The 26,564-nt window shown below is 69.0% G+C and carries 22 protein-coding genes and 1 pseudogene; 12 read left to right on the top strand and 11 right to left on the bottom strand.

Annotation, left to right across the window (positions count from 1 at the left end; genetic code table 11):
* Nucleotides 1-74 precede the first annotated feature (74 nt).
* From IG194_RS23420 to IG194_RS23410, 3 genes and pseudogenes are all read left to right on the top strand, one after another.
* Nucleotides 75-1,907 (top strand): ABC transporter ATP-binding protein, encoded by a 1,833-nt coding sequence (locus IG194_RS23420; RefSeq protein WP_064987665.1) that lies wholly within the window; start codon nucleotides 75-77, stop codon nucleotides 1,905-1,907.
* Between the two features lie 148 nt (nucleotides 1,908-2,055).
* A pseudogene (locus IG194_RS33385) lies at nucleotides 2,056-2,519 on the top strand (REP-associated tyrosine transposase).
* A gap of 413 nt (nucleotides 2,520-2,932) precedes the next feature.
* The gene (locus IG194_RS23410) at nucleotides 2,933-3,199 is read left to right on the top strand and encodes a DUF2790 domain-containing protein (RefSeq protein WP_009620414.1); all 267 of its coding nucleotides are present in this window, start codon (nucleotides 2,933-2,935) and stop codon (nucleotides 3,197-3,199) included.
* Nucleotides 3,200-3,287: 88 nt separating this feature from the next.
* Here the strand turns inward: IG194_RS23410 and IG194_RS23405 are convergent, their stop codons facing one another.
* Complete coding sequence (locus IG194_RS23405; protein WP_058488883.1) at nucleotides 3,288-4,415, bottom strand: GNAT family N-acetyltransferase; 1,128 nt, start codon at nucleotides 4,413-4,415, stop codon at nucleotides 3,288-3,290.
* Nucleotides 4,416-4,626: 211 nt separating this feature from the next.
* Between IG194_RS23405 and IG194_RS23400 the strand changes: the two genes are divergently transcribed.
* Nucleotides 4,627-4,878: a hypothetical protein gene (locus tag IG194_RS23400; protein ID WP_009620418.1), complete on the top strand. Its 252-nt coding sequence runs from the start codon at nucleotides 4,627-4,629 to the stop codon at nucleotides 4,876-4,878.
* Between the two features lie 3 nt (nucleotides 4,879-4,881).
* On the opposite strand, the gene IG194_RS23395 is transcribed toward IG194_RS23400, so the two are convergent.
* On the bottom strand, nucleotides 4,882-5,910 hold the full coding sequence (locus IG194_RS23395) for a glycosyltransferase family 4 protein (protein WP_058488882.1): 1,029 nt from the start codon (nucleotides 5,908-5,910) through the stop codon (nucleotides 4,882-4,884).
* A complete protein-coding gene (locus tag IG194_RS23390) occupies nucleotides 5,907-6,719 on the bottom strand; it encodes a UDP-2,3-diacylglucosamine diphosphatase (RefSeq protein ID WP_043270987.1) in 813 nt (270 codons plus the stop codon). The genes IG194_RS23395 and IG194_RS23390 overlap by 4 nt, the downstream gene beginning before the upstream one ends.
* Before the next feature lie 124 nt (nucleotides 6,720-6,843).
* Here IG194_RS23390 and IG194_RS23385 point away from each other — a divergent pair, with 124 nt between their 5' ends.
* The 3 genes from IG194_RS23385 to IG194_RS23375 all read left to right on the top strand — a co-directional run bounded on the left by IG194_RS23385 (nucleotide 6,844) and on the right by IG194_RS23375 (nucleotide 8,952).
* A complete protein-coding gene (locus IG194_RS23385) occupies nucleotides 6,844-7,605 on the top strand; it encodes a helix-turn-helix transcriptional regulator (RefSeq protein WP_058488881.1) in 762 nt (253 codons plus the stop codon).
* A gap of 77 nt (nucleotides 7,606-7,682) precedes the next feature.
* Nucleotides 7,683-8,024 carry a tRNA-binding protein gene (locus IG194_RS23380; protein WP_009620426.1) on the top strand — a complete coding sequence of 114 codons (342 nt, stop codon included), beginning with the start codon at nucleotides 7,683-7,685 and terminating at the stop codon, nucleotides 8,022-8,024.
* Between the two features lie 64 nt (nucleotides 8,025-8,088).
* On the top strand, nucleotides 8,089-8,952 hold the full coding sequence (locus IG194_RS23375; RefSeq protein ID WP_082996378.1) for a DMT family transporter: 864 nt from the start codon (nucleotides 8,089-8,091) through the stop codon (nucleotides 8,950-8,952).
* Between the two features lie 478 nt (nucleotides 8,953-9,430).
* On the opposite strand, the gene IG194_RS23370 is transcribed toward IG194_RS23375, so the two are convergent.
* The 3 genes from IG194_RS23370 to IG194_RS23360 form a co-directional block, all read right to left on the bottom strand.
* Nucleotides 9,431-9,916: a hypothetical protein gene (locus tag IG194_RS23370; protein WP_043270992.1), complete on the bottom strand. Its 486-nt coding sequence runs from the start codon at nucleotides 9,914-9,916 to the stop codon at nucleotides 9,431-9,433.
* Between the two features lie 160 nt (nucleotides 9,917-10,076).
* A complete protein-coding gene (rfaD, locus tag IG194_RS23365) occupies nucleotides 10,077-11,075 on the bottom strand; it encodes an ADP-glyceromanno-heptose 6-epimerase (RefSeq protein WP_058488880.1) in 999 nt (332 codons plus the stop codon).
* A gap of 109 nt (nucleotides 11,076-11,184) precedes the next feature.
* Complete coding sequence (locus tag IG194_RS23360) at nucleotides 11,185-11,469, bottom strand: SelT/SelW/SelH family protein (protein WP_009620440.1); 285 nt, start codon at nucleotides 11,467-11,469, stop codon at nucleotides 11,185-11,187.
* Nucleotides 11,470-11,535: 66 nt separating this feature from the next.
* Here IG194_RS23360 and IG194_RS23355 point away from each other — a divergent pair, with 66 nt between their 5' ends.
* On the top strand, nucleotides 11,536-13,722 hold the full coding sequence (locus IG194_RS23355) for a patatin-like phospholipase family protein (RefSeq protein ID WP_058488879.1): 2,187 nt from the start codon (nucleotides 11,536-11,538) through the stop codon (nucleotides 13,720-13,722).
* Between the two features lie 707 nt (nucleotides 13,723-14,429).
* On the opposite strand, the gene IG194_RS23350 is transcribed toward IG194_RS23355, so the two are convergent.
* The 5 genes from IG194_RS23350 to recQ all read right to left on the bottom strand — a co-directional run bounded on the left by IG194_RS23350 (nucleotide 14,430) and on the right by recQ (nucleotide 21,859).
* Nucleotides 14,430-16,511: a FimV/HubP family polar landmark protein gene (locus tag IG194_RS23350; RefSeq protein WP_058488878.1), complete on the bottom strand. Its 2,082-nt coding sequence runs from the start codon at nucleotides 16,509-16,511 to the stop codon at nucleotides 14,430-14,432.
* Between the two features lie 281 nt (nucleotides 16,512-16,792).
* On the bottom strand, nucleotides 16,793-17,227 hold the full coding sequence (gene slyA, locus IG194_RS23345; protein ID WP_009620445.1) for a transcriptional regulator SlyA: 435 nt from the start codon (nucleotides 17,225-17,227) through the stop codon (nucleotides 16,793-16,795).
* A gap of 94 nt (nucleotides 17,228-17,321) precedes the next feature.
* Nucleotides 17,322-18,338 carry a DUF2804 domain-containing protein gene (locus IG194_RS23340; protein ID WP_192353601.1) on the bottom strand — a complete coding sequence of 339 codons (1,017 nt, stop codon included), beginning with the start codon at nucleotides 18,336-18,338 and terminating at the stop codon, nucleotides 17,322-17,324.
* Nucleotides 18,339-18,431: 93 nt separating this feature from the next.
* Nucleotides 18,432-19,589, bottom strand: a complete 1,158-nt coding sequence (locus IG194_RS23335; RefSeq protein ID WP_058072873.1) for a diguanylate cyclase — start codon at nucleotides 19,587-19,589, stop codon at nucleotides 18,432-18,434.
* A 125-nt stretch (nucleotides 19,590-19,714) separates the two neighbouring features.
* Complete coding sequence (gene recQ / locus IG194_RS23330; protein WP_058488876.1) at nucleotides 19,715-21,859, bottom strand: DNA helicase RecQ; 2,145 nt, start codon at nucleotides 21,857-21,859, stop codon at nucleotides 19,715-19,717.
* A 954-nt stretch (nucleotides 21,860-22,813) separates the two neighbouring features.
* Here recQ and IG194_RS23325 point away from each other — a divergent pair.
* The 4 genes from IG194_RS23325 (at nucleotide 22,814) to lapD (ending at nucleotide 26,539) form a co-directional block, all read left to right on the top strand.
* A complete protein-coding gene (locus tag IG194_RS23325) occupies nucleotides 22,814-23,401 on the top strand; it encodes a YecA family protein (protein ID WP_043271008.1) in 588 nt (195 codons plus the stop codon).
* A 10-nt stretch (nucleotides 23,402-23,411) separates the two neighbouring features.
* Entirely contained in the window at nucleotides 23,412-23,813 is a 402-nt protein-coding gene (locus tag IG194_RS23320; protein WP_009620458.1) for a YbaN family protein, read from the top strand.
* Between the two features lie 62 nt (nucleotides 23,814-23,875).
* Nucleotides 23,876-24,577, top strand: a complete 702-nt coding sequence (gene lapG, locus IG194_RS23315) for a cysteine protease LapG (protein WP_058488875.1) — start codon at nucleotides 23,876-23,878, stop codon at nucleotides 24,575-24,577.
* A 9-nt stretch (nucleotides 24,578-24,586) separates the two neighbouring features.
* Nucleotides 24,587-26,539 (top strand): cyclic di-GMP receptor LapD, encoded by a 1,953-nt coding sequence (gene lapD / locus IG194_RS23310; RefSeq protein ID WP_058488874.1) that lies wholly within the window; start codon nucleotides 24,587-24,589, stop codon nucleotides 26,537-26,539.
* Nucleotides 26,540-26,564 lie beyond the last annotated feature (25 nt).

The raw sequence follows: 26,564 nt of genomic DNA, 5'->3' as shown, positions 1-26,564 counted from the left end.
AATCCCCGATTCCCACGCTGACGGAGGCCTGAAACGGCGGGCCCGGGACGGGCCCGCGACAACCGAGAGACATCATGCTCTACCGCCGCTTCGAAAAGCTCATCGACCCCTTCCGCGACGCCCCCGAGCACATGCCGCCGGCCGACGTCTGGCGCTTCTACACCTACTACCTGCGCCAGGTCTGGCCGGTGTTCTCGGTCCTGCTGGTGGTCGGCCTGATCGTCGCCCTGATCGAGGTGGCGCTGTTCAGCTACCTGGGGCGCATCGTCGACCTGGCGCAGAACACCGCGCCCGCCGACTTCTTCCGCCTGCACGGCAACGAACTGGCCTGGATGGCCGCGGTGGCGCTGGTGCTGCGCCCGCTGTTCAACGCCCTGCACGACATGCTGGTGCACCAGAGCATCAACCCCAGCATGACCAACCTGATCCGCTGGCAGAACCACCGCTACGTGCTCAAGCAGAGCCTGGGCTTCTTCCAGAACGACTTCGCCGGGCGCATCGCCCAGCGCATCATGCAGACCGGCAACTCGCTGCGCGACTCGGCGGTGCAGGTGGTGGACGCGCTCTGGCACGTGGCGATCTACACCATCAGCGCCCTGGTGCTGTTCGCCGAGGCCGACTGGCGGCTGATGATCCCGCTGGTGCTCTGGGTGATCGCCTACGTTGGCGCCCTCGCCTACTTCGTGCCGCAGGTGAAGCGCCGCTCGGTGGCCGCCTCGGACTCGCGCTCCAAGCTGATGGGGCGCATCGTCGACGGCTACACCAACATCACCACCCTCAAGCTGTTCGCCCACACCCGCCAGGAAGAGGACTACGCCCGCGAGGCCATCGCCGAGCAGACGCACAAGGCCCAGCGCGCCGGGCGCGTGGTGACCTCCATGGACGTCAGCATCACCATCATGAACGGCATCCTCATCGCCGGCACCACGGGCCTGGCGCTGTGGCTGTGGAGCCAGGAACTGATCTCGGTGGGCGCCATCGCCCTGGCCACCAGCCTGGTGATCCGCATCAACAACATGTCCGGCTGGATCATGTGGGTGGTCGGCGGCATCTTCGAGAACATCGGCCAGGTGCAGGACGGCATGCAGACCATCGCCATCCCCCGCCAGGTGGTCGACGCGCCCGACGCCAAGCCGTTGGTGGTGACGCGCGGCGAGGTGCGCTTCGACGAGGTGGACTTCAGCTACGGCAAGGGCAGCGGCCTGATCCAGGGCCTGGACCTGGTGGTGCGCCCGGGCGAGAAGATCGGCCTGGTCGGCCCCTCCGGCGCCGGCAAGTCGACCCTGGTCAACCTGCTGCTGCGCCTGTATGACCTGGAAGGCGGGCGCATCCTGATCGACGACCAGGACATCGCCCACGTGACCCAGGAGAGCCTGCGCGCGCAGATCGGCATGGTCACCCAGGACACCTCGCTGCTGCACCGCTCGATCCGCGACAACCTGCTCTACGGCCGCCCCGGCGCCAGCGAGGAAGAACTGCAGGAGGCGGTGCGCAAGGCCCGCGCCAGCGAGTTCATCCCGCAGCTGTACGACGCCCAGGGCCGCACCGGCCTCGACGCCCATGTCGGCGAGCGCGGCGTGAAGCTCTCCGGCGGCCAGCGCCAGCGCATCGCCATCGCCCGCGTGCTGCTCAAGGACGCGCCGATCCTGATCCTCGACGAGGCCACCTCGGCGCTGGATTCGGAAGTGGAATCGGCCATCCAGGAAAGCCTGGAGACGCTGATGCAAGGCAAGACGGTGATCGCCATCGCCCACCGCCTCTCCACCATCGCCCGCATGGACCGCCTGGTGGTGCTGGAACACGGCCGCATCGTCGAAAGCGGCAGCCACGCCGAACTGATCGAACACGGCGGCCTCTACGCCCGCCTGTGGCGCCACCAGACCGGCGGGTTCGTGGGGGTGGATTAACCAACAATCCCCCTGTAGGAGCGCGCCCTGCGCGCGATTTCGCGGGCAGGGCCCGCTCCTACAGGGCAGGCAGCGCATTCGGTGGCGGCCAGCGCTCTTTCCTCAGGGGTTGGAAGCGATATTCAGTCCTTTCCCCTGAGGACTGAATATGGACGAGCAATCCCCGGGCCATTCGGCGCTGCGCAAAGGTCGGTTTTCCCAGCCTCATACGACCTACCTGGTTACGACCACCACATACGACCGCCCCCCCATTTTTCGCTGCTTTCCTGCCGCCTGTGCGGCAGCGCGCTGCTTCGCGACCCGAGGCTCCTCGACGACTGCCATATGCTGGCTTGGGTACTGATGCCCGACCATGCCCACTGGCTGCTCCAGATCGGTTCTGGGGCGAGCTTGAACAGTCTTGTGAACCGTCTGAAATCATGCAGTGCCCGGCACGTGAACCAGTGCCTGGGCAGGTCCGGAACACTATGGGCACGGGCGTATCATGATCGCGCACTGCGCCGAGACGAGGACCTGCGTGCCGCCGCACGCTACGTCGTCGCCAATCCCCTACGTGCCGGCCTGGTGGCCAAGGTTGGCGACTACCCCTTCTGGAACGCGGTCTGGCTGTAGGAACGCGCCCTGCGCGCGAAATCGCGGGCAGGGCCCGCTACAGGTTGACGCCGAATCTCCTGCCCAGCCCATTCGCAAAGCACCACACCTTGTAGGAGCGCGCCCTGCGCGCGAATCGCGGGCAGGGCCCGCTCCTACAGGATTCCTGCGGCATATCGCCCAGTCCGTTAATGAAGCCTTAAGCCTCCATCCCGAACCCTGCGACAAGTCGCCGCATCACCCTGGTCGATGATCATTAGCAAGCACATCAATTTCTCGCGTGGGGTGGTTCGGTGGTCATATCTGTTCCACGCCCCGCCACGCGGTGGACGCCTGAAGCATCGCCCCCTGCCCGCCCCCGGACCCGCGGCCAGACATCGGATGCCAGTGCTCCAGGGCGGGGCTTCATCCCCTTCGCTATGAGGACCACCAGAATGAAGATTGCTTCTGTCGTATCGGCGGTGCTTTCCAGCCTCGCTCCCATGGTCTTCGCCCAGGACGCGATCAAGGAGCCGGGCGCCGACCTTCCGACGGTCGAATATCACTACGGCATGTCGCTGGATATCGACAAGGTGCTGCACCGTACCGACAACTCGCACAAGGTGGGCATGGTCCCCGCCTACCTCGTGTACCAGGACCACGAGGGCACCACGCACCGCGTGCGCTTCCTCGAATGGGGCGGCCAGGCGAGCCACGTCTGAGCCCCACCCGGTCTCGGTCCCTGGCCGACTTGGCCACCCCGCGAGCCTGTCGTAGCGGCCGGGGGCCGACCTTCTACCCGCCTTCCCCTTACTCCGCCTGCCGGTAAGGCAGCGCCGCCCGCGCCTCCTCGGCGTAGGCGCGGATGCCGGCGCGCTCCTGGGCGAGGAAGTCGTCCACCGCGGCGCGCAGGCCCGGGTGCCCCAGTTGGTGCCAGGAGCGCGTGAGCACCGGCTCGAAGCCACGGATCAGCTTGTGCTCGCCCTGGGCGCCGGCGTCGAAGCGGCGCAGCCCGGCGGCCAGGGCATAGTCCAGCCCCTGGTAGAAGCAGGTCTCGAAGTGCAGGCGGTCGTACTCCGCCAGACAACCCCAGTAGCGCCCGTAGAGGGTGTCGCCATCCACCAGGCTGAAGGCCATGGCCACCGGCCGTCCGTTGCGGCGGGCGAAGACCACGCGGATCGCCTCGCCCATGCGCTCGGCCAGCAGGCTGAAGAACTCCCGCGTCAGGTACGGCGCCTGGCCGCGCACCTCATAGGTGCTGGCGTAGCAGGCGTAGACGAAGTCCCAGTCGGCCTCGACCAGCTCGGGCCCCTCCATCCAGCGGAACTCCATGCCCTGCCCGGCCACCTGCTCGCGCTCCTTGCGCAGTTGCTTGCGCTTGCGCGAGGCCAGGGCATCGAGGAAGTCCTGGAAATCCCGGTAACCGCGGTTGAACCAGTGGTACTGGCAGCCCAGGCGCTCCAGCCAGCCGCCCTGCGCGGCGATCAGCCCGTCGGCGCGCGGCTCGGTGAAGTTCACGTGCACGCCGGACCACACGCCTTCCGCGGTGCCCTCGGCCAGCACGCCCAGCAATTCGGCGATGCCCTCGTCCGTGCCCAGCAGGCGCGCGCCGCTCACCGGCGAGAAGGGCACGCCCATCAGCAGCTTGGGGTAGTAGCGGATACCGGCACGCTGGCAGGCGTCCGCCCAGCCCCAGTCGAACACGTATTCGCCATAGGAATGCGCCTTCACGTAGGCCGGCAGCGCCGCGCGCAGCCGCCCGGCGTCGTCGAGCAGCACATGGTGCGCCGGGCGCCAGCCGGTGCGCGCGGTGACGCTGCCGCTGTCCTCCAGGCTGGCGAGGAAGGCGTGGCGCAGGAACGGCTGGGCGTCCGGCAGCAGAGCGTCCCACTGGCTGGGCGCGAGGTCGCCGAGGCGGGAAAGTCTATGGATAGGCATGCCGACAGTCTGGCGCCGGGCGCGGCGGAAGAAAAGTGCCGCGGCGCCCTTCGTCGCCCCGTCCTTGCACGGCCGGCCCGCTGTTCTAAGGTGGGGATACGCGAAAGCACAGGCCCCGCCACCGGCGGGACAGCCATGCCAGAGCGGCGCGGCGCCTGGCGCCGGCAATGGCGCAGGCGGCGCCCCCTGGCCCGACAGCGAGGTCCATGCCATGCAAACCCTGCAATGCACCCATCGCGACTACACCATCATCGCCCGCGTCTTCGAACACCCGGGGCTGCCCACGCCCTATGCCGGCGGCTGCCAGATCATCGCCCCGGACGGACGCAGCACGCGGCGCCAGCCGCTGCCGACGAAGATGGCCTTCCTCGCCGACCTGGACGCCGCGCAGCACGCCTCCATCGCCCACGGCAAGTGGCTGGTGGACCAGAGCCTGGACAGCGACCGCGACCTGTTCCACTAGGCCTCAGTCGACCAGGGCCTCGGCCTCGGTCATGCCACCCGGCTCGCCGAGCGGCCGCTGCAGGGCCAGGAACTGCTGCGCCGAGAGCCGCCAGGACTGCCCGGCGGCCCACTCGGCGCAGGCCTGGCGGTCCAGCGCCAGGGCGCGCAGGCAGGCCTTGCGCAGGTCGCTATCGATGGCGCCAGTGACGCCCTCCTCCAGCACGTCCAGCGGGCCCGGCACCGGGAAGGCGGCCACAGGCGTGCCGCAGGCCAGGGCTTCGTACATCACCAGGCCGAGGGTGTCGGTGCGCGAGGGGAACACCAGCACGTTGGCCGCGCGATAGGCCTCGGCCAGCGCCTCGCCATGGCGGTTGCCGAGGAATTCCACCTGGGGATAACGCGCCTGCAGCTCGCCGCGTGACGGGCCGTCGCCCACCACCCGCTTGAGCCCGGGCAGGTCCAGGTCGAGGAAGGCTTCCAGGTTCTTCTCCGGCGCCAGGCGCCCGACATAGAGGAACACCGGGCCCTCGACAGGCCCCGGTCCCATCTGGAATTGCGTGGTATCCACACCCTTGCGCCACAACTCCAGGGCCTGTACGCCCCAATCGGCGAAGGCGCCACGCATGCGCTCGCTGCTCACCAGCACCGCCGCGCTGGGCGCGTGGAAGCGGCGCAGCACGGCATAGCCGAACGCCAGCGGCAGCCAGGCCCAGCGGTTGTTCAGGTATTCCGGGAAGCGCGTGTGGATCGCCGTGGTGAAGGCCAGGCCGCGGCGCAACAGCCAGCGCCGCGCGGCCCAGCCCAACGGGCCCTCGGTGGCCAGGTGCACGCAGTCCGGGGCGAAGGCCTCGATGGCCGGGCCGACCTTCCACAGGTCCCAGGCCAGGGGGATTTCCGGGTAGCTCGGGCAGGGCCGGCTGCGGAACTCGGCCGGCGACAGCAGGCGTACCTGGTGCCCCATGGCCTCCAGTTCGGCGACCAGAGCACGCAGGCTGGTCACCACGCCGTTCACCTGCGGCGCCCAGGCGTCGCTGACGATCAGCAGCCTCATGCCGCCGGCTCGGCGACGATGGCCTCGCTGGCGTGCTGGAGCTGCTCCTCGGCCAGGCGGTAGAGCTGGATGCTGCCGTCCCAGTGCTCGATCAGCGCCGTGCAGGACTCCACCCAGTCGCCGCAGTTGAGGTACTCCACCTCGCCGATCCGGCGGATCTCCGCGTGGTGGATGTGCCCGCAGACCACGCCGTTCAGCCCGCGCTTGTGGACTTCGTGGGCGATGGCTTCCTCGAAGTCGCTGATGAAGTTCACCGCGGTCTTCACCTTGTGCTTCAGGTACGCCGACAGCGACCAGTAGCCATAGCCGTAGCGGCTGCGCCAGTGGTTCAGCCAGCGGTTGAGGGTCAGGGTGAATTCGTAGGCCGAGTCGCCGAGGAACGCCAGCCAGCGGTGGTAGCGGGTGATGACGTCGAACTGGTCGCCGTGGATCACCAGCAGGCGGCGGCCGTCGGCGGTGGTGTGCTCGATCTCGTCGACCAGGCGGATGTTGCCCAGCAGCAGCGTGGAGTAGCGGCGCAGGAACTCGTCGTGGTTGCCGGTGACGTAGATCACCTCGGTGCCGCGCTTGCTCATGGTCAGCAGGCGGCGGATCACGTTGGTGTGCGCCTGCGGCCAGTAGATGCCGCCGCGCAGCTTCCAGCCGTCGATGATGTCGCCCACCAGATAGATGCGCTCGGCGTGGTAGCGCTTGAGGAAGCCCGCCAGGTGCTCGGCCTGGCAGTCGCGCGTGCCCAGGTGGACGTCGGATATCCACAGGGTGCGCACCCGTTGTTTCTTGGTCGGCATCAGGCGTTGGGCGCTGGTCATGGGCGGCCTCCGGCGGGGTTTAGTCGATTTTCCGGCCCGGCGGTGACCCGCGCGTGACGGCCGCGCGACAGTCCCGTGACAGCCTGCGCCGCGCTAGACTGTGGGCCTGCCCCCGGAGCCCGCCATGAGCCAGATCCTCTCCCTGCGCCGTTACAGCCAAGAGCACCTCGCCCACAGCCACGACCACGCGCAACTGGTCCTGGGGCTGTCCGGCGATCTGGAGTTCGAGGTCGGCGGCCTGGGCAGCCGCGTCACCCGCCAGCACTTCGCGGTGGTCCCGCGCGGCGCGCACCACGCCTGCGCCGCCCCCGGCGGCAGCCAGTGCCTGGTGTTCGACCTGGAGGACGAGGACCTGCTGCTGCGCGGCCTGGGCGAGCACGCGCAGAGCATCCGCCGCCTGCTGGAACGCCCCGCCGCCCTGGCCCTGAACCCGGCCCAGGGGCAACTGGTGCACTGGCTGGCCGCCAGCCCCCTGCAGGACCCGGTGATCGCCCGCCAGGGCGCCCTGCTGCTGCTCGCCAGCCTGGCCGGCATGCACGCCGCCGAGGAACCGGCGCGCCTGCCGCTGGCCAGCCTGGACGCCTACGTCGACCGCCACGCCGGGCACCCGCTGCAAGTCGCCGACCTGGCGCGGCTGGCCGGGCTGTCGGCGGCGCGCTTCCACGCCCGCTTCCTCGCCGAGACCGGGCAGACGCCCATGGACTACGTGCGCCAGCGCCGCCTGCAACTGGGCCGCGAACTGCTCTGCGCCACGCACCTGGCGGTGGGCGAAATCGCCGCGCGGGTCGGCTATGCCTCGCAGAGCGCCTTCACCGCCGCCCTGGTCCGCCAGTTCGGCAGCACGCCGCGGCAGATCCGCCGCGAGGCACGCGACAATTCCCGCTAGCCGCGCGACAGACAAACGCCCCGCCACGCCCTAGACTGCCGCTCCATCATTGAGCAGATGAGCTGAGGAGATCGGCGATGTCGGCAGAAACCATCGAGTGGCAGGATTTCGAGCGCGTCGAACTGCGCGTGGGCACCATCGTCCACGCCGAACCCAACAGCAAGGCGCGCAAGCCGGCGTACATCCTGCAGGTCGACCTCGGCCCGCTGGGGCTGAAGACCTCCAGCGCGCAGATCACCGCGCACTATTCCCTCGACGAACTGCTCGGCCGCCAGGTCCTGTGCGTCTGCAACTTCGCCCCCAAGTCCATCGCCGGGGTGCGCTCGGAAGTGCTGGTCACCGGCGTCTACGACAGCGACGACAAAGTGGTGCTGGCCGGCTTCGACAAGCCGCTGCCCAACGGCGCGCGCCTGGCCTGAGGCCTTCAACCGCCAGGCGACTGGCTCATCGAGCACCTGCGATCCCGCGATAGATAGAGAAGCAATGCGCGTTCCCCGACTGACACCCCGCTCGGCCCTGATCGGCCTGCACGTAGGCGCCCTGATGTTCGGCCTGAGCGGCATCTTCGGCAAACTCATCCTCGCCGCCCCGCTGGTGATCGTCTTCGGCCGCGCGCTGTTCGGCCTGGCGGCGCTGGGCGGCGCCTTCGCCGGGCACCTGGCGGCGCAACCGCGGCCGAGCCTGCGCCAGGCCGCCGCGCTGGCCGGCAGCGGGCTGCTGCTGTGCGCGCACTGGCTGACCTTCTTCCTCGCGGTGAAGGTGGGCAACGTCGCCGTGGCCACCCTGGGTTTCGCCAGCTTCCCGGCCTTCACCGTGCTGCTGGAAGGGCTGCTGTTCCGCGAACGCATCCGTCGCGCCGAGTACCTGGTGGTGGGGCTGGTGTGCCTGGGCCTGGTGCTGGTGACGCCGAACCTGGACTTCAGCCAGGGCGCCACCGCCGGGCTGTTCTGGGGCATCGCCTCCGGCCTGCTGTTCGCCCTGCTGTCGCTGGCCAACCGCGCCAGCGTGCGCGGGCTGGACCCGATCCTCTCGGCCTTCGCGCAGAACCTCACCATCGTCCTCTGCCTGGCGCCGCTGGCCCTGTTCGAACTGCCCGCGGTGCGCGCGCTGGACTGGTTGTGGCTGGTGCTGCTGGGGGTGCTGTGCACGGGCGTGGCGCACAGCCTGTTCGTCGCCAGCCTGCAGCTGATCAAGGCGCGCACCGCGGCGGTGATCTTTGCCCTGGAGCCGGTCTACGGCATCGCCTTCGCCGCCGTACTGTTCGGCGAGCAGCCGAGCCTGCGGATGCTGGCCGGTGGCGCGCTGATCATCTTCGCCACCTTCCTCAGTGCGCGTAGTGCCGCTTAGCCTGTGCTGCCGGGACGTCCGGCGTGGCCGGTGAATCCAATCGCGGACAAAGTCCGCTCCTACGCCCGTGCTTCCCTGGAGCTGTAGGAGCAACTGTCTTGCCCAGCGCACCGGGGCGCTTTTCGTAGGATGGGTTGAGCCTGCGATACCCATCGGACCATGGCGATGGGTATCGCTTCGCTCAACGCCATCCTACGGGGCACTGCCGGAAGGTGCAGGACTCTGTCCGCGATTCGGCGAATACGCCGTAGACGTTTCAGGATGGCTCCGGACTCAGCCCCGCTCCGAACGGCCCCCTCGCCCTCCGGGAGAGGGCTGGGGTGAGGGCATGATTCCGCTCCAATAGCGTCGGGAAAAATAAGAAGGCCGCCCCGCAGCATGCGTAACCCGACTCCTTGCCCTGGGGAGGGATTGCCAAGGAATCACCGCACGATTGCCTGCGAAGCGGCCTGTTCGGTCCGGCCCGGGGCCGGTTGTTTCAGTTGATGCTGTAGCCGCGCCCGTTCAGGCAGGCGCCCAGCGCCCGCCGGTAGGTATCCGCCACGCCCGGTGCCGGCGCCTGGCTGGCCGCGGCCGGGTCGAAGCCGCTCTGGCCAACGGCCCAGGTGTGGCACTCGTAGCGGTCACGGCTCTGCTGGTCGGGCGTCTGCCCGCGCGCCGGGTAGGCGATCACGTCGTAGCTCACACCCGCCGGCGCCTGCTGCACCGCCGGCGGCGGCTCCACCACCACGTATTCGCGACGGTCGGCGTTCCACAGGTAGTAGGTGCCCGCAGCGACGAAATAGAGCGCACTGCCGATCCACAGCGACCGCGCATAATCCGGCAGGCCATGGCCATGCCCGGGGCCCGGCCCCCAGCCATGCCCCGGGCCGGGACCATAACCGGGCGGCCCGGCCACGGCGGCGGCCGACAGGCTCAGGGCCAGAGCAGCGGCGATCGACTTGAGCACAGCTTGCGACGACATCTTGATTGCACCTCCGGACACGGGCGCCAAGCGCCCGCCTTTCATGGTGCCTATCATCGCTCGTCCGGGGCCTGTCGGTTGTCAGCGCTTGGTAAAGACTGGGTAAAACAACCGATACATCCGCACGTATGGAAGGCTCTCATGCGAAGAGCTCGGCTGCTCAGGCCGCTTCCTGTTCCAGCAACCACCGGCAATAACGCTCCACCCCCTCCTCCACGCCCAGCATGGGCGCGCGGTAGCCGGCCTCGCGGAGGAAGGCGATGTCGGCGCAGGTGTAGCACTGGTACTTGCCGCGCAGGCTGTCGGGGAATTCGACGTATTCCAGCAGCCCCTGGGCGATGGCCTGCTGCAGGTCCAGCGGCGGTTGGTCCTGCTGCGCGCGCAGGCTGTTGATCACCGCCAGGGCCACGTCGTTGACGGGCTGGGCGCGGCCGCTGCCGAGGTTGAAGATGCCGCTGCGGCCGGGGTTGTCGAGGAAGTGCAGGTTGACCCGCGCCACGTCGTCCACGTAGACGAAGTCGCGCAGGTGGCCGCCGGCCGGGTAGTCGCCGTATTCGCCGAACAGTTGCACCTTGCCGCTGGCGCGGAACTGCTCGAAGCAGTGGAAGGCCACCGAAGCCATGCGCCCCTTGTGCTGCTCCCGCGGGCCGTAGACGTTGAAGTAGCGCAGCCCGACGACCTGGCTGCGCGCCTGCGGCAGGGCGCGGCGCACGCGCTGGTCGAAGAGGAACTTGGAGTAGCCGTAGGCGTTCAGCGGCCGCTCGTACTCGCGCAGCTCGCGGAAGTCGCGGCCGGCGCCATACACCGCCGCCGAGGAGGCGTAGATGAACGGTACGCCGAGCTTCAGGCTGGCTTCCAGCAGGTCGCAGCTGTAGCGGTAGTTGTTGTCCATCAGGTAGCGGCCGTCGCCTTCCAGGGTGCTGGAGCAGGCGCCCTGGTGGAACAGCGCGCGGACCACGCCGAAGCCGCCGCGGGCGTAGCGCTCGACGAAGTCGCGCTTGTCCAGGTAGTCGGCGATGTCGCAGTCGGCCAGGTTGCGGACCTTGTCTCCCTCGGTCAGGTCGTCGACCGCGATGATGTCGGTTTCACCACGCCGGTTCAGCGCCTTGACGAGGTTGCTGCCGATGAAGCCGGCCGCCCCGGTGACGATGATGCTCATGTGGCACCCCTCCCCTGGGGAGAATGAGTTGCCCACAGGCTATTGCGCGCGACGCCGGCAGCCTTTGATATAAGGCAGGAAAAGATAGCTCACTAACGGAATACCCGACTCACGGCCGGTCGTTGTGCCCCAGGTCGCGCTGCGGGTCGATGCGGTCGCGGACCCGCTGCTTGAGCACCTTGGCCTCGGGGAAGCCGCCGTCGGCCTTGCGCTCCCAGATCTGCTCGCCGTCGCAGGTGATGCGGAACACCCCGCCGGTGCCGGGCTCCAGGCTCACCCGGGCGAGGTCGTCGGCGAAGGTGCTGAGCAGCTCCTGGGCCAGCCAGGCGGCGCGCAGCAGCCACTGGCACTGGGTGCAATAGGTGATGACGATTTCCGCTCTGGGCTGGCTCATGGCGACCGGGCTCCTGCTCTGGGATGCCTATAATAGCCGCCTGGAAGCCCGATCGGACCCCGCCCCATGCGCCGCCTGCTGTTCGCCCTGCTGCTGCTCCTTCCGCTGTTCACCCTCGCCGCCGGGCACCCGCCGAAGATCGGCCTGGTGCTGTCCGGCGGCGCCGCCCGCGGCCTGGCCCACATCGGCGTGCTCAAGGCCCTGGACGAACAGGGCATCCACATCGACGCCATCGCCGGGACCAGCATGGGCGCGGTGGTCGGCGGGCTCTACGCCGCCGGCTACACGCCCAAGGAGCTGGAGCGCATCGCCCTCGGCCTGGACTGGCAGCAGGCGCTGTCCGACTCGCCGCCGCGGGTGGACGTGCCCTTCCGGCGCAAGCAGGACGACCGCGACTTCCTGGTCAAGCAGAAGCTCAGCTTCCGCGACGACGGCTCCCTCGGCCTGCCCCTGGGCGCCATCCAGGGGCAGAACCTGACCATGCTCCTGGAAAGCCTGCTGGTGCACACCAGCGGCACCCGCGACTTCGACAAGCTGGCCATCCCCTTCCGCGCCGTGGCCACCGACATCGCCACCGGCGAGAAGGTGGTATTCGACCGCGGCCACCTGCCCCAGGCGATCCGCGCCAGCATGTCGATCCCGGCGGTGTTCGCCCCGGTGGAGGTCGACGGCAAGCTGCTGGTGGACGGCGGCATGGTCGACAACATCCCGGTGGACGTGGCGCGCAGGATGGGCGTCGACGTGGTCATCGTGGTCGACATCGGCAACCCGCTGCTCGAACGCAAGCAGTTGACCACGGTGGTGGACATGCTCAACCAGTCGGTCACCCTGATGACACGCAAGAATTCCGAGGCGCAGCTGGCCACCCTGAAGCCCGACGACGTGCTCATCCAGCCGCCGCTCAGCGGCTACAGCTCCACCGACTTCGGCCGCGTGCCGCAGCTGATCGACGCCGGCTACCGCGCCACCAGCATCCTCGCCACGCGCCTGGCGGCCCTGCGCAAGCCCCGCGACCAGGAGGCCGTGGCCCTGGCCGAGGCGCGCACGCCGGACGAGCGCACCCCGGTGATCGGCAGCATCCGCGTGGAGAACGACTCCAAGGTCGGCGACGAGGTGATCCGCCACTACATCCGCCAGCCGCTGGGCCAGCCGCTGGACCTGGAGCGCCTGCAGAGCGACATGAGCACCCTCTACGGCCTGGACTACTTCGACCAGGTGCAGTACCGCGTGGTCCGCGAGAAAGGCGGCAACGCCCTGGTCATCCATGCCCTGGGCAAGCGCAGCGGCACCGACTACCTGCGCCTGGGCCTGAACCTGTCGGACGACCTGCGCGGCGACAGCACCTTCAACGTCGGCGCCAGCTATCGCGTCAACGGCATCAACCGCCTGGGCGCGGAATGGCTGACGCGCCTGCAGATCGGCGACCAGCAGGAACTCTACAGCGAGTTCTACCAGCCGCTGGACGCCGGCTCGCGCTACTTCGTGGCGCCCTACCTGTTCAACGAGGCGCGCAACGTCGAGGCCACCGACAACGACGACCCCATAGCCGAATACCGCCTGGAGCGCTACGGCTACGGCCTCAACCTCGGCCGGCAGATCGCCAACAACGGCGAGATCCGCCTGGGCGTGGCCCAGGCCTTCGGCAAGGCCGACGTGCGCGTGGGCCAGCAGGACCTGCCGGACTTCCACTTCAACGAAGGCTACGCCGAGCTGAAGTACTCCTTCGACACCATGGACAACGTCGACTTCCCCCGCGAGGGCGAGGACATCCAGGCCGGCTACCGCGAGCACACGCCGTCGCTGGGCGACGACGACCGCTACCGCCAGTGGGAACTGCGCCTGGACAAGGCGCTGAGCAGCGGGCCGAACACCTGGGTGCTCGGCGGCGGCTACGGGCGCACCCTGGACGACGCCGACGTGGTGGTGTCGAGCTTCCTGCTCGGCGGCGCGCGCGAACTCTCCGGCTTCCGCCAGGACGCCCTGGCCGGGCAGAACTACAGCCTCGGCCGGGTGATCTACTACCGGCGCATGACCGAGCGTTCGTTCCTGCCCCTGGACTTCCCCTTCTACCTCGGCGGCAGCCTGGAACGCGGACGGGTGTGGAACAACGACAACAGCTACGACACCGGCTACATCAACGCCATGAGCATCATGCTCGGCTTCGAGACGCCGCTGGGGCCGCTGTCGTTCAGCTACGGGCTCAACGATGCCGATGAGCATGCGGTGTACCTGAACCTGGGGCGGAATTTCTGAGGGAGCCCTGCCGTCCTCGGGCGCAGGTGTTCCGGCTGGCGGCGGATAACCGCGAACGGTTATTCGCCCTACGGTCGGACGCGGGTGTAGGAGCGACTGTCTTGCCGACTGCGCCAGGGCACTCTTCGTAGGATGGGTTGAGCCTGCGAAACCCATGCGGCCACGGTGATGGGTATCGCTTCGCTCAACCCATCCTACGGGGTGTGCGGTGGTGTAGGAGCGCGCCCTGCGCGCGATATCGCGGGCAGGGCCCGCTCCTACAGGTCGCCGGGAGGCACGGTATTCCTTCCCCTGTAGGAGCGGACCTTGTCCGCGATAGCCGGACATCCCAGCGCGATTCGCGGATGAGATCCGCTCCTACCGTACGAGCGGGCACGGCTCGCTCCTACGAAGAGCCCTCCGGCGTGGCCTGCAAGACAGTTGCTCCCCCGCACCATTCCCCTCGGGATTGAGGGAGCAGGCCTGCGGCTCCCTCACCCTAACCCTCTCCCGGAGGGAGAAGGGACCGTTCGGCGTGCTCGGGGAGATTGGAGTTAGCCGGAGAGTAAGGATTCTCCGGCTGAAACCTCACTCCCAGCCGGCACGTACTGCCCCCTCTCCCTCCGGGAGAGGGCTGGGGTGAGGGGAAAGCCCGAGCGCCGAGCCTCACCGGCTTCAGGCAACAAAAAGCCCGGCACAAGGCCGGGCTCCGGATGACTCAGGATGCTTCAGGCAATCCGCGCCAACAGCTCGCGGGCCTCTTCCTGTTCCTGCTTGTCGCCCTTCTGCAACACTTGTTCGAGGATCCGGTAGGCCTCGTCGAGGTCGCCGCGGTCGATGCAGGCACGGGCCTGGTCGAGGCTGGCCAGCAACTTGTCCTGCTCGCCGCCGGAACGGCTCGGCAGGCCGAAGGCGCCGGCCTGTTCGTCGTCCAGGTCGAACTCGGTGACTTCGGGCAACTCGCGCAGGTTGCTGCGGAAATCCTTCAGCAGATCGTCGGTGTCGTCCTTGCCGCCCTTGGCCGGCGAGCCCTTGGGCGAATCGAAGGCGTCCAGGCTGTTCCAGTCCAGGTCCAGGGACAGCTCGCCCAGGTTCAGGTCGCCGGCGTCGCTCAGTGGCGGCTGTGCCGGCGCGGGGTGCTCGCCGATGTCGCCCAGCTCCAGCCCGTCCCATTCGCCGAGGCCGTCGCTGATGGCCTGCTCGTCTTCACGCTCGAGCATGGCGGGGTAGCGGGCCTTGAGCTGGTCGATCTGCTTCTGGTCGCCGCCCATCGCCTGCAACGCCCGCTCCTGCTCGTGGAAGGTGGTCCGGTCGCCGAGCTCGGCGAGCACCAGCAGCAGCTTCAGGCGCAGGTCGCGGCGCTGCGGTTCGGCGGCGACGGACTTGACCAGCATGTCGCGGGCCTGGCCGAAGCGGCCGTAGGCGATGTAGATGTTCGCCCCTTCCAGGCTGTCGCTGCTGGCAGCCGGCAGCCGTGCCAGGGAGGCTTCGTTGACGCTGGCCAGCGGCTCGACGGCGGAAGCCACCACCGGCCTGGCCGGTGCTGCCGGGCGGGCCGGCGCCAGCGGTGGCAGGCTGACGGCCTCGGGCTGCGCCTGGGGCGGCTCGTCGCCGCTGGGCTTGCGCCGGCGCTTGTAGACCAGGCCCAGGGCCAGCACCAGGGCTGCCAGGGCGGCCCACGGCCAGTAGCGGCTCAGGGAGGCGTTTTCTTCATCCTGCGCGGCGGGCGCCTGGGGCGCCGGCTTGGCGGCTTCCGCCGTCGGCGCAGGCGCAGCAGCCGGTGCAGCCACGGGTGCGGCAGGCGCGGCTTCAGGCACCTGAACGCTGGCCGGCGCGGCCGCTTGCTCGGCCTGGCGCCGGGCCAGTTCGGCCTGCAGGCTCTGCACCTGCTGGTCGCGGCTTTCCAGGGCCTTCTGCAGGGTGTCGAGCTGCTGTTGCAGGGTGTCCATGCGCTGGTTCAGGCGCTCGCGCTCGGCGGTCAGGTCGGCCAGTTGCCCCTGGGCCTGGGCCACCATCGCCTCGCTCGGCGCCGGCGCGGCAGGCGCGGCGCTGGTCGGCGCGGCGGCAGCAGCGGTGTTCGTGGCAGCCGCAGGCGCAGCCTGGCCGGCGGGCAGCACCAACTGGTAGCCGAGGCGCAGGCGGTGCGGGTTGCCGCCGATGAACGCCTGCGGGTTGAGCTGCTGCAGCTGGGTCATCAGCGCCTGGCGGGCGGCGCCCTTGGCGCCCAGGCGGCCGGAGATGCTCCACAGGGTGTCGCCCGCGGCGGTGGTGTAGCGCCCCTCGCCCGCGGCGATGGGCGCGCTCGGAACGGGGGCTGGGCGCGCTGCCGCACTGCGCTTGGCCGGGCGGCTGGCTGCCGATCCGCTGTCGGCACCGCGCGTGGGAGCGCTCTGGGCATAGCTGCCGCCGGCATAGCCCGGCGGGTCGATCAGCAGTGTGTACTCGCGCAGCAGGCGGCCGTTGGGACGCTCCAGTTCGAGGAGGAAATTCAGGTAGGGCTCATGCACCGGCTGGGTGGAAACCACACGGATGTAACCGCGGCCGTTACGGATCACCGGGGTGAAGCGCAGGTTCTGCAGGAAGGCGGTGCGGTCCACGCCCATGCGCTCGAAGGTGGCCATGTCGGCCAGGCGGGCGATGAGTTCGTCACTGCTCAGGTCGCCGGGCTGCAGCAGCTCGATCTCCGCATCCAGCGGCTGGTTCAGCGCCGAGCGCACGGTGATGTCGCCGAGCCCCAGAGCATGGGCCTGGGAAGTCATGAGTGCCGAGAGTACGGCCATTGCCAGCGGCAAGCGAGTGAGTCGAGCCATAGGTCCCATCCCAGTTGTGTCCAGGTCTGCAGGCCATCCTTGACCTCGCTGTGCGATCGGTCGTGCTGTCCATGCAATATAGACGCCCATCCGGGACGTGGGTTGGCCCGGCAACGCCATAAAGGCTCATTGCCATCACGATTAGGCGCAGGCCCCGTCTAGGTCAAGACAATTCGTCGGAAACCCGGCGAAAGGTCTGGGTACCACTCCGAACGGATGACGGCCCCCGTAGGAGCCGTCAGAAGTTTGGCAATTCTACTCGAAAAAGTGTGAAGAATCGCTCAGTTCTTTTCCAGGTTGGAGAGGATGCGGGAGAGGATTTTCTGACAGATTGCTATGTCCGACTCATCGATGCCGGCCAATACGTCATTGCGTACGCTGGCGGCGATGTTCTCGATGTCGGCGATCAGCACGTCGGCCTTGGGCGTCAGGCAGATGCGCTTGGCGCGGCGGTCCTCGGCCACCGCCTGGCGGCGCACCAGGCCCTGGGATTCGAGGCCGTCGAGCAGGCGCGCGAGGGTCGGGCCTTCGACGCCGACCGATTGCGCGAGCTCGCGCTGGGTGGGGATGCCGGAATTGCGCGCCAGGTGCAACAACACCAGCCAACGGGCCTGGGAAAGCCCCAGGTGGCTGAGGCGGCGGTCGAGTTCGGCGCGCCATGCACGCGAGGCCTGGGCCAGTTGGGTGCCGAAGTAGTGCTTGTCTTTATCTGTCATTGTGCTGCAGCAGTTTCAGGCTAATTGATTTGGCTAATTATTAGTCGGCTAATCAAGCCCGTACAATGACATTTTGTCGCAGGGCTTTACCCGTTCACCATTTGGCGTACTGGTCCTCGACGAAGCCCCAGAGGTCGTCGATGACCAGCGACGCGCGGCCATGGGGGCGCAGCTCGCCGCGGAAGCGCCCGAAGATCTGCTTGAAGTTGCTCGCCAGCAGGCCCAGGTTCAGGCGTTCGCGATGCAGGCCGTGGGCCTCGAAGGTGAGGTCCACCTGGCCATCGAAGGAGCGGATGCGCCAGGGGCCCAGCTCCCGGTCGCGGTCGAACTCGAAACGCACGCTGTCGACCTTGCACAGCTCACCGTCGAGCCAGAAGCAGTTCTCGGTGAAGCTGGTCTCGTTGACCCCGCACGACAGGTTCAGCCCCACCCGCCTCCCCTGCGCTTCGCCGGACAGGCAGGCCCAGCTCCAGAAGGTCTCGCGGCGCATGTAGCCGGCCGACCAGTCGTGGTGGGCGAAGGCGTCGATGGCGCGCAGGTCGAAATCGCCCAGGGCGCTGCGCACCTGGCCCGCGCAGCGCACCCCGGCGACCTTGCGTGCGTATACCCAGCCGTTCACCGCCGCGGGCGTGCACAGGCTCATGGGCTGGAAGGCCGGCTCAGTCTCGTCGAAACAGGCGTCGATGCGCGTGCCATCGTCCAGTTCCACCAGCAGGCGCTTGCGCAGCGGCCCGGCAGAGTTCTCCAGACGCAACCGGTTGCGCCCCTGGCGCAGTTCGCAGGCGCCGTCGTCCGGGCGCTGCGAGAAGCGCGTGCCCAAGCCCAGCGGGCATTTGAAGCGACGTTCGAGCATGCGCCCGCTGCGCGGCTCGTAGAGGTAGACGAAGCCGACGGCCACCAGGCTCAGTTCGGCCAGGGCGCAGCCGCCGATCAGTTGCGGGCTGATCAGGCCGAAGTACTGGAACTGGTGGAAATTGCGCCACTTGCTCAGCGCGCCCAGCTTGCGCCCCATGGGCGAGCGGTAGTCGAAGTCGCGGTGGTTGACGTCCTGCGGGGTCTCGGCGAACACCCCGTAGTGGGGCTGGCCGTTGGCCTGGATCAGTCGCTGCATGGCGGGCGCTCGGCTGCGGGGTCGGCGGCATCCTAGCACCGGCGTGCCGGCAGGCGCAGTCACCGGCGGCGCCAGGACGGGGGACCGAATGGGTCAGGCCACCACCTGGTTGCGGCCGAACGCCTTGGCCTCGTAGAGGGCGCGGTCGGCATGGGCGTAGATCGCCTGCAGGGCCGAGGCGGCGCCGGGCTGCAGGCAGGAAACGCCGATGGACAGCGTCACCTCCGCCGCGGTGCTCGACCCCTCGTGGCTGATGCCCAGGCTCTGCACCGCTTGGCGCAACACCTCGGCGCGCTGCCGGGCCTCGTCCAGGTCGGTGCCATAGAGCAGCACGGCGAACTCCTCGCCGCCCAGGCGCACGGCCATGTCCAGCGGCCGCCGCGCGCTGGCCGCCAGGGCCCTGCCTATGCTGCGCAGCACCTCGTCGCCGGCCTGGTGGCCATAGCGGTCGTTGTAGGCCTTGAAGTGGTCGACGTCGCAGAGCAGCAGCGACAGCGGCGTGCCGTCGCGCTGGGCCTGGCGCCACAGGCGCTCTAACTGGCGGTCGAAGCTGCGCCGGTTGTGCAGGCCGGTGAGGGCGTCGTGGTCGGCCATCTGGCGCATCAGCCGGCTGACCAGGAAGTGCTCGCGGGACTTGTACTCCAGCAGGTAGCAGCCCACCGCGCCGACCAGGTTGCCCAGCAGCAGGAACACCAGGTTGTTCAGCAGCTTGGCCGGCGCCAGGCCGGCGTAGAGCTCGCAGCCCAGGTAGGCCAGGAGGATCAGCGAGGCCGAACCCAGCGCCTCGGAAAAGCGCAGGCCGACCAGGAAGTAGGCGGCCATGCTGACCAGCAGCAGGCCCTCGTAGGGATAGCCGGGGTCGACGCGGTGGGCGATGCCCACCACCACGGCGGCGCCGATGCCCACGGCGAGGATGCAGGCGAGGCTCAGCGGCACCACCAGGCGCACGAAGCGCCGTTGCAGGATCAGCCCGCCGCAGACCACCAGCAGCACCAGCACCGCGGCACGCACGGCGAGCATGCTCCAGTGCTCCGGCCCAGGGATCAGCAGCAGGTCGATGGCCGCCAGCGCCAGCCAGGCCAGCACGGCGAAGCCGAGGGCGCTGCACTTGAGGGCGAAGTTGTCTTCCAGCAGGTAGGCGCGGTACTCGCCTTCCACGGGCGCGTCGAAGCGCAGGCGGCGGAAACCGCGGGCGAGCTGTTCGGCGTAGGGGTTGGCGCGCACGTCGTCGAGCCAGGCATGGTGTGGCACGTCCGCCTCTTCTGGTGGAGGTCTTGGGCACACCTTAGCCCGTTGCGAAGCGCGTCACAAGTTTGTCGCCTCGAAACGCCACTTTTCTGTCAGCCATCAGAGCGCCAGCATGGCCGGCGCCGGCCTCAGACTTCCAGCTCGGCCTGCAGCGCGGCGCGCACGCAATGCAGCACGCCCTGCGGCACGCGGCCCTCGAAGCGCTCGGCCAGGGCCGCTACCGGCGGCAGCTCGCCGTCCTCTTCGAGGAAGGCGTCCTGCACTTCGGCCAGCAGCTCCTCGGGCAGGTCCAGGGCCTGTTCCAGGCTCAGCTGCTGCGCGGCAATGGCCTCGGCCAACAGGTTGTAGACGTTCTTCTCGCTGCAGTCGAGCTGGCGGGCGATCTGCGCCGGGGTCATGCCGGCGCGGGCCAGGCTGACCAGTTCGTGGCTGAGGTCGACCACCGGCGCCGGCGTGGCGGGCGCCGCCTCGGACTCGGTGAGCACGTCGAGGAAGGCCTGGCCGTAGCGCTCCAGCTTGCGCGCGCCGACGCCGCTGACCTGGGCCATGGCGGTGAGCGTGGTCGGCTGGCTGCGCAGCATTTCCAGCAGGGTGGCGTCGGGGAAGATGACGTAGGGCGGCACCGAATGCTCCTGCGCCAGCTTGCGCCGCAGGGTGCGCAGGGCTTCCCACATTTCGCGCTCTTCCTGGCGCACCAGCTGGCTGGCCGGGCTGGCGCCGCCGGAGGACGGGGACTTGCTGCGCTGCGGCTTGGGATCGCGGCGCAGGGCCAGGGTTTCCTCGCCACGCAGCAGCGGCCGGCAGGCCTCGGTCAGGCGCAGGCTGCCGTAGCCGTCGAGGTCGACGTCGGCCAGGCCGCGCGCCACCAACTGGCGGAACAGGGTGCGCCACTCGTCCTCGGGGCGGCCCTTGCCGATGCCGAACACCGCCAGGTGCTGGTGGCCGAGGCTGCGCACCTTCTCGGTCTCCTTGCCCATCAGGATGTCCACCAGGTGGCCGACGCCGTAGCGCTGGCCGCTGCGGTAGATGGCCGACAGCGCCTGGCGCGCGGGCTCGGTGGCGTCCCAGGTCTCGACGCCGTCGACGCAGTTGTCGCAATGCCCGCAGGGGTTGGGCATGACCTCGTCGAAGTAGGCCAGCAGCGCCTGGCGCCGGCAGCGCGGCTCCTCGCACAGGGCCAGCATGGCTTCGAGCTTGTGCCGTTCGACGCGCTTGTGGCGCTCGTCGCCCTCGGAGTTCTGCATCATCTGCCGCAGCAGCAGCACGTCCTGCAGGCCGTAGGCCATCCAGGCGTCCGCCGGCAGGCCGTCGCGGCCGGCGCGGCCGGTTTCCTGGTAGTAGGCCTCCAGGCTCTTGGGCAGGTCGAGGTGGGCGACGAAGCGCACGTTGGGCTTGTCGATGCCCATGCCGAAGGCGATGGTCGCCACCATGATCAGGCCTTCCTCGTTGAGGAAGCGCTTCTGGTGGAAGGCACGCAGCTCGTTGGACAGCCCGGCGTGGTACGGCAGCGCCGGGAAGCCCTGGTTGGAGAGGAACTCGGCGACCTCCTCGACCTTCTTGCGCGACAGGCAGTAGACGATGCCGGCGTCGCCGCGGCGCTCGGCGAGGAAGCCCAGCAGCTGCTTGCGCGGCTGCTCCTTGGGCACGATGCGGTAGAAGATGTTCGGCCGGTCGAAGCTGGAGAGGAACTGCTCGGCGTTCTGCAGGTGCAGGCGCTGGATCATTTCCTCGCGGGTGCGCATGTCCGCGGTGGCGGTCAGGGCGATGCGCGGCACGTCCGGGAACAGTTCGGCGAGCTGGCCCAGCTGCAGGTATTCCGGGCGGAAGTCGTGGCCCCACTGCGACACGCAGTGCGCCTCGTCGATGGCGAACAGGCTGACGTTCAGGCGCTGCAGGAAGTCCAGCATGCGCGGCTGCACCAGGCGCTCGGGGGCGAGGTAGAGCAGCTTGATCTCGCCGCGCTGCAGGCGCGCGGCGATGTCGCGCTGCGCCTCGGGGCTGAGCGAGGAATTCAGCGCGGCGACCGGCACGCCCAGCTCGTCGAGGGTGGCGACCTGGTCCTCCATCAGCGCGATCAGCGGCGAAACCACCACGGTCAGGCCCTCGCGCAGCAGCGCCGGCACCTGGAAGCACAGCGACTTGCCGCCGCCGGTGGGCATCAGCACCAGGGCGTCGCCGCCGCTGGCCACGCGTTCGATGATGCGAGCCTGGTTGCCGCGGAAGGCGTCGTAGCCGAATACGTCTTTGAGGATGCGCTGAGCCTGGTCGAGCATGGGGGACTCCGTTTCGAGCCGGGCATTATACGCAAGCGGGGCGATGGGGGTGGGTCAGCCGTCGCAATGGATGGAGGCACCTGCTCTATTAGAGCGCCCTCTCCCTGACGGAAGAGAGCGCCGTTCGTGCCGCCGGGGCGTCCGGCGTGGCCGGAGAATCCAATCGCGGACAGAGTCCGCTCCTACGCCCGGCCTTCCCGGAACTGTAGGAGCGGGCCCTGCCCGCGATTTCGCGCGCAGGGCGCGCTCCTACATGGGAATGGTGCGGGTGGGCGGCGTAGGAGCGGCTCTCACCCGCGAATCGCGCCGATATGTCCGGCTATCGCGAACAGGGTCCGCTCCTACGAAGAGCCCCACGGCGTGGCCGGCAAGGCAATCCCGTAGGATGGGTTGAGCGAAGCGATACCCATCGCCGCCACCGCATGGGTTTCGCAAGCTCAACCCATCCTACGAAGAGCACCTCGGCGCAAGACAGTTACGCCTAAGGTTCAGGCGTAGGAGCGGACTCCGCCCTACGATGAAACATCCGAGCGCACCGAAACGCCCCTTCAGAAGGCCGAACGAACCCCCCGCTCAGGAGGTTCGCGAATGGCGTTCTGCCGGGTGGGGTCGGTGCGAGTCCTGAAGAGCGCCCTCTCCCTAACCCTCTCCCTGAAGGGAGAGGGGACCGTTCGGAGCGCGCTGATGTTTCGGCGTTAGCCGGCTACTCCGCGCCATCAGGATGAAACCACACCACCTCTCGGCACGGACTAGCCCCCTCTCCCTTCAGGGAGAGGGCTGGGGAGAGGGAACGGAGTCAATCCAAGGCTCCGTTGCAACCGGGGAACTCCGTTCGCGAGCAAGCTCGCTCCCACGAAAAGCAGAACCCCACGCCGGCCACCAAGCCCCGTGGCTGGCCCGCGGGCCGCGGAAAGACTACAATTCAGGCCCGCATCCCCGCCGAGGTAGTAACCGATGTCCTTCGCCGACCAACTGGCCCGCCTGCAAGCCTTTCTCGATGCCGACGACCTGCACGAGGAAGCCTTGGACTATGTCGCGGCCCACGGCTACCTGACCGCCTTGGCGATCTGCCCCGACCAGGTGCCCGACCGCGAGTGGATCGACGCGCTCTTCGCCGAGCCGCCGCACTACCGCAGCGACGCCGAGCGCGAGGAAATCGAGGGCTCCCTGCTGCTGCTCAAGGCGCACATCACCCGCCAACTGGCCGGCGACGAGGAGCTGGAGCTGCCCTGCGAGCCCTACCTGGGCGACGAGCCGGACGATTCCGATATCCGCGGCTGGTGCATCGGCTTCATGGAAGGCGTGTTCCTGCGCGAAGCCGTGTGGTTCGAGCAGGCCGAGGAAGAAGTCAGCGAGCTGCTGCTGCCGATCATGGTCGGTTCCGGGCTGTTCGACGAGCAGCCGGAGTTCGACGAGATCGCCCGCGACCGCCACCTGGTGGACGACATGGTCGCGCAGATCCCCGAGCTGCTGACCAACCTGTTCCTGCTCTGCCAGGCCCCGGAAGAGAAGCCGGCGCTGCTCAAGCCCCGCCAACACTGATCCGGCGCCTATGGCAACGCGGGAAATCCGCCATAGCCGTCACGCCTGGGTGCGCTACCTGCTGCTGGCCGTCGGCTGGCTCAGCGTGGCGCTCGGCGTGGCCGGGATCTTCCTGCCGCTGCTGCCCACCACGCCCTTCCTGCTGCTCGCCGCGGCCTGCTTCATGCGCAGTTCGCAGCGCTTCTACGACTGGCTGGTGAGCCACCCCAGGCTGGGCCCCTGGATCGGCGACTACCTGGAAGGCAACGGCATCCCGCTCAAGGGCAAGCTCTACACCGTGGGGCTGATGTGGATCAGCATCGGCTTCTCCTGCTACCTGGTCCCGCACCTCTGGGCCCGGGTGTTCATGCTCGCCAGCGCGGTGCTGGTCAGCCTGTACATCCTGCTGAAGGTGAAGACCCGCCGTCTCTGAGGCGGCATCGACAGCCGGCGAACAGCGCCTAGACTTGCCACATCCCCCCTGGAGCACTGGCGATGCAGCCATTGCGAGGAGCCCGTCGGCTGTTCGTCTGCCTGCCCCACCTCCGGGCCGGCCTGGCGCTGCTCCTCGTCCTGGCCCTGGGCATCCAGGCGCAGTGGGACTTCGACGCCATCCTGCGCAGCGCCGAGCAACGCTGGGGCGACCTGGGCCCGGCGCGCCAGCGCATCCGCGACTGGGGCGAGCTGCTGCAAAGCGCCCGGGGCCAGGACGAGGCCGGCAAGCTCAAGGCCGCCAACGACTTCTTCAACGCCAGCCTGGCGTTCCGCGACGACCGCAGCGTGTGGGGCCAGGAGGACTACTGGGCGACGCCCGTCGAGGCCCTGTACAAGGGCGCCGGCGACTGCGAGGACTACGCCATCGCCAAGTACGTCACCCTGCGCCAGCTCGGCATCCCCAGCGACAAACTGCGCATCACCTACGTCAAGGCGCTCCGCCTGAACCAGGCGCACATGGTGCTGACCTGGTACGCCAGCCCCGACGCCGAGCCGCTGGTGCTCGACAACCTCATCCTGCAGATCCGCCCCGCCTCGCAGCGCCAGGACCTGCTCCCGGTCTACGCCTTCAACGCCGAGGGGCTGTGGCTGCCCGGCCCCGGCGGCGGCAAGCGCAGCGGCAGCAGCAAGCAGCTGTCGCGCTGGCAGGACCTGTTGACCAAGATGCGCGGCGAGGGGCTGATCCTCGACGAGACGCGCTAGGAGGCATGCATGTCGCTACTCAAGCAACTCTTCCTGGCCATCTGCCTGTTCCTGGTGGTGGCCTTCGCCGGCAGCTTCGCCACCAGCCTGGAGAGTTCCCGCGAGCAGCTCATAAGCCAGTTGCGCTCCCACGCCCAGGACGCCGCCACCGCCCTGGGCCTGTCGCTGACGCCCCACGTCGACGACCCGGCGATGATCGAGCTGATGGTCAGCTCGATCTTCGACAGCGGCTACTTCGCCAGCATCCGCGTGGTGCGCATCGCCGACGGCCAGGTGCTGGTGGAACGCAAGGCCGCCCCGGGCAACGGCGAGGTACCCGGCTGGTTCGCCCGCCTGGTCAACCTCAAGGCCGAAGGCGGCGACGCCCTGATCATGCGCGGCTGGGAGCAGGCGGCGCGGGTCGAGGTGGTCAGCCACCCGCAGTTCGCCCTGGCGCGGCTGTGGGACAGCGCCCTGGGCAGCCTGGCCTGGCTGCTCGGTTGCGGAGTGGTCAGCGCGATCCTCGGCGGCTGGCTGCTGCGCACCCAGCTACGCCCGCTGGACCAGATGGTGCAACAGGCCCGGGCCATCACCCGCCGCGAATTCCTCACCCTGCCCCGCGAGCCGCGCACCCCGGAACTGCGCCGGGTGGTGCAGGCGATGAACCAGATGGTCGAGAAGCTCAAGGCGCTGTTCGCCGAGGAGGCCTCGCGCAGCGAGAAGCTGCGCGAGGAGGCCTACCAGGACAGCCTCTCCGGCCTGGCCAACCGCCGCCTGTTCGACGCCCGCCTGGAAGCCCAGCTGACCCCCGGCGAGCAGAGCGCCGCCGGCTACCTGCTGCTGCTGCGCCTGAACGACCTGGCCGGGCTCAACCAGCGCCTGGGCGGCCAGCGCACCGACGCGCTGATCCGCGAAGTCGCCGGCCTGCTGCAGGGCGCCCAGGCCCAGCACGGCAAGCCCGACTGGCTGGCCGCGCGCAGCCGCGGCGGCGAGTTCACCCTGCTCGCCCCGGGGCTGGACGGCAGCGGCGCCGAGCGCCTGGCCGAAGCCCTCAGCGACCAGTTGGAAAGCCTCCAGCGCACCGGCGCCAGCGACGTCCAGCCGGTGGCGCACCTGGGTCTGGCCGCGTTCCGCCCGGGGGAAGCGGCGGTCAGCGTCCTGGCCCGCGCCGACCAGGCCCTGGCCAGCGCCCAGGCCAATGCCGAACGGCCCTGGCAACGCCTCGACGAATCCAATGGCCAGACGGCCCAGGACAGCCATGCCTGGCACGCCTGGATCGACAGCGCGCTGCAGAAGAGCCAGCTGCAACTGTGGTTCCAGCCGGTACGCGCCTGCGCCGACGGCGCCCTGCTGCAGCAGAAGCTGCTGGCGCGCCTGCTCGACCCGCAGGGCCAGGCAGTAGCCGCCGGACAGTTCCTGCCCTGGGTGGAGCGCTTCGGCTGGGCGGCCCGCCTGGACCGGGCCATGCTCGAACACGCCCTGGCCCATCTGGCCCAGCACCCCGAGCCCGTGGCGCTGAGCCTGTCGGCCGCCAGCGTGCGCGAGCCCCGGGAGCTGCGGCAACTGCTCGAAGCCATCAAGGCCAACCCGCAGCAGGCCGCCCTGCTGACCCTGGAACTGGACGAGCGCTACCTGCCGCCGCCGGCCGAACTGGAACAACTCGGCCAGGCCGTGCGCGAAACCGGCGCCAGCCTCGGCCTGCAGCACTTCGGCGGGCGCTTCAGCCTGATCGGCAACCTCACCCATCTGGGCCTGGCCTACCTGAAGCTCGACGGCAGCTACATCCGCGCCATCGACCAGGACCAGGCCAAGCGCCTGTTCATCGAGGCAGTGTTCCGCGCCACCAACAGCATCGACCTGCCGCTGATCGCGGAGATGGTGGAGAGCGAGGGGGAATTGCGGGTGTTGCGCGAGATGGGGATCAAGGGGGCGATGGGGCGGTTGGTCGGGGCGCCGGCGCCGTGGGACGGACAACCGTCCTGAATCAGTGCAGGAGGTGGCCCACGGC

Origin of the sequence: Pseudomonas sp. ADPe, assembly GCF_014843515.1 — a bacterium.
Taxonomy (GTDB): domain Bacteria; phylum Pseudomonadota; class Gammaproteobacteria; order Pseudomonadales; family Pseudomonadaceae; genus Pseudomonas; species Pseudomonas citronellolis.
Note: the sequence above shows the minus strand (reverse complement) of the source record. Positions and strands in the feature narration are given on the sequence as shown.

Bases quoted from the DNA above. Each gene is read 5' to 3' on its own strand.
- IG194_RS23370 (WP_043270992.1), bottom strand. From the start codon at position 9,916: ATGTCGTCGCAAGCTGTGCTCAAGTCGATCGCCGCTGCTCTGGCCCTG.
- IG194_RS23385 (WP_058488881.1), top strand. From the start codon at position 6,844: ATGAGCCAGATCCTCTCCCTGCGCCGTTACAGCCAAGAGCACCTCGCC.
- IG194_RS23380 (WP_009620426.1), top strand. From the start codon at position 7,683: ATGTCGGCAGAAACCATCGAGTGGCAGGATTTCGAGCGCGTCGAACTG.
- IG194_RS23320 (WP_009620458.1), top strand. From the start codon at position 23,412: ATGGCAACGCGGGAAATCCGCCATAGCCGTCACGCCTGGGTGCGCTAC.
- IG194_RS23360 (WP_009620440.1), bottom strand. From the start codon at position 11,469: ATGAGCCAGCCCAGAGCGGAAATCGTCATCACCTATTGCACCCAGTGC.
- slyA (WP_009620445.1), bottom strand. From the start codon at position 17,227: ATGACAGATAAAGACAAGCACTACTTCGGCACCCAACTGGCCCAGGCC.
- IG194_RS23355 (WP_058488879.1), top strand. From the start codon at position 11,536: ATGCGCCGCCTGCTGTTCGCCCTGCTGCTGCTCCTTCCGCTGTTCACC.
- lapG (WP_058488875.1), top strand. From the start codon at position 23,876: ATGCAGCCATTGCGAGGAGCCCGTCGGCTGTTCGTCTGCCTGCCCCAC.
- IG194_RS23390 (WP_043270987.1), bottom strand. From the start codon at position 6,719: ATGACCAGCGCCCAACGCCTGATGCCGACCAAGAAACAACGGGTGCGC.
- IG194_RS23325 (WP_043271008.1), top strand. From the start codon at position 22,814: ATGTCCTTCGCCGACCAACTGGCCCGCCTGCAAGCCTTTCTCGATGCC.
- rfaD (WP_058488880.1), bottom strand. From the start codon at position 11,075: ATGAGCATCATCGTCACCGGGGCGGCCGGCTTCATCGGCAGCAACCTC.
- IG194_RS23350 (WP_058488878.1), bottom strand. From the start codon at position 16,511: ATGGCTCGACTCACTCGCTTGCCGCTGGCAATGGCCGTACTCTCGGCA.
- IG194_RS23420 (WP_064987665.1), top strand. From the start codon at position 75: ATGCTCTACCGCCGCTTCGAAAAGCTCATCGACCCCTTCCGCGACGCC.
- IG194_RS23375 (WP_082996378.1), top strand. From the start codon at position 8,089: ATGCGCGTTCCCCGACTGACACCCCGCTCGGCCCTGATCGGCCTGCAC.
- IG194_RS23395 (WP_058488882.1), bottom strand. From the start codon at position 5,910: ATGAGGCTGCTGATCGTCAGCGACGCCTGGGCGCCGCAGGTGAACGGC.
- recQ (WP_058488876.1), bottom strand. From the start codon at position 21,859: ATGCTCGACCAGGCTCAGCGCATCCTCAAAGACGTATTCGGCTACGAC.
- IG194_RS23340 (WP_192353601.1), bottom strand. From the start codon at position 18,338: ATGCAGCGACTGATCCAGGCCAACGGCCAGCCCCACTACGGGGTGTTC.
- lapD (WP_058488874.1), top strand. From the start codon at position 24,587: ATGTCGCTACTCAAGCAACTCTTCCTGGCCATCTGCCTGTTCCTGGTG.
- IG194_RS23400 (WP_009620418.1), top strand. From the start codon at position 4,627: ATGCAAACCCTGCAATGCACCCATCGCGACTACACCATCATCGCCCGC.
- IG194_RS23410 (WP_009620414.1), top strand. From the start codon at position 2,933: ATGAAGATTGCTTCTGTCGTATCGGCGGTGCTTTCCAGCCTCGCTCCC.
- IG194_RS23405 (WP_058488883.1), bottom strand. From the start codon at position 4,415: ATGCCTATCCATAGACTTTCCCGCCTCGGCGACCTCGCGCCCAGCCAG.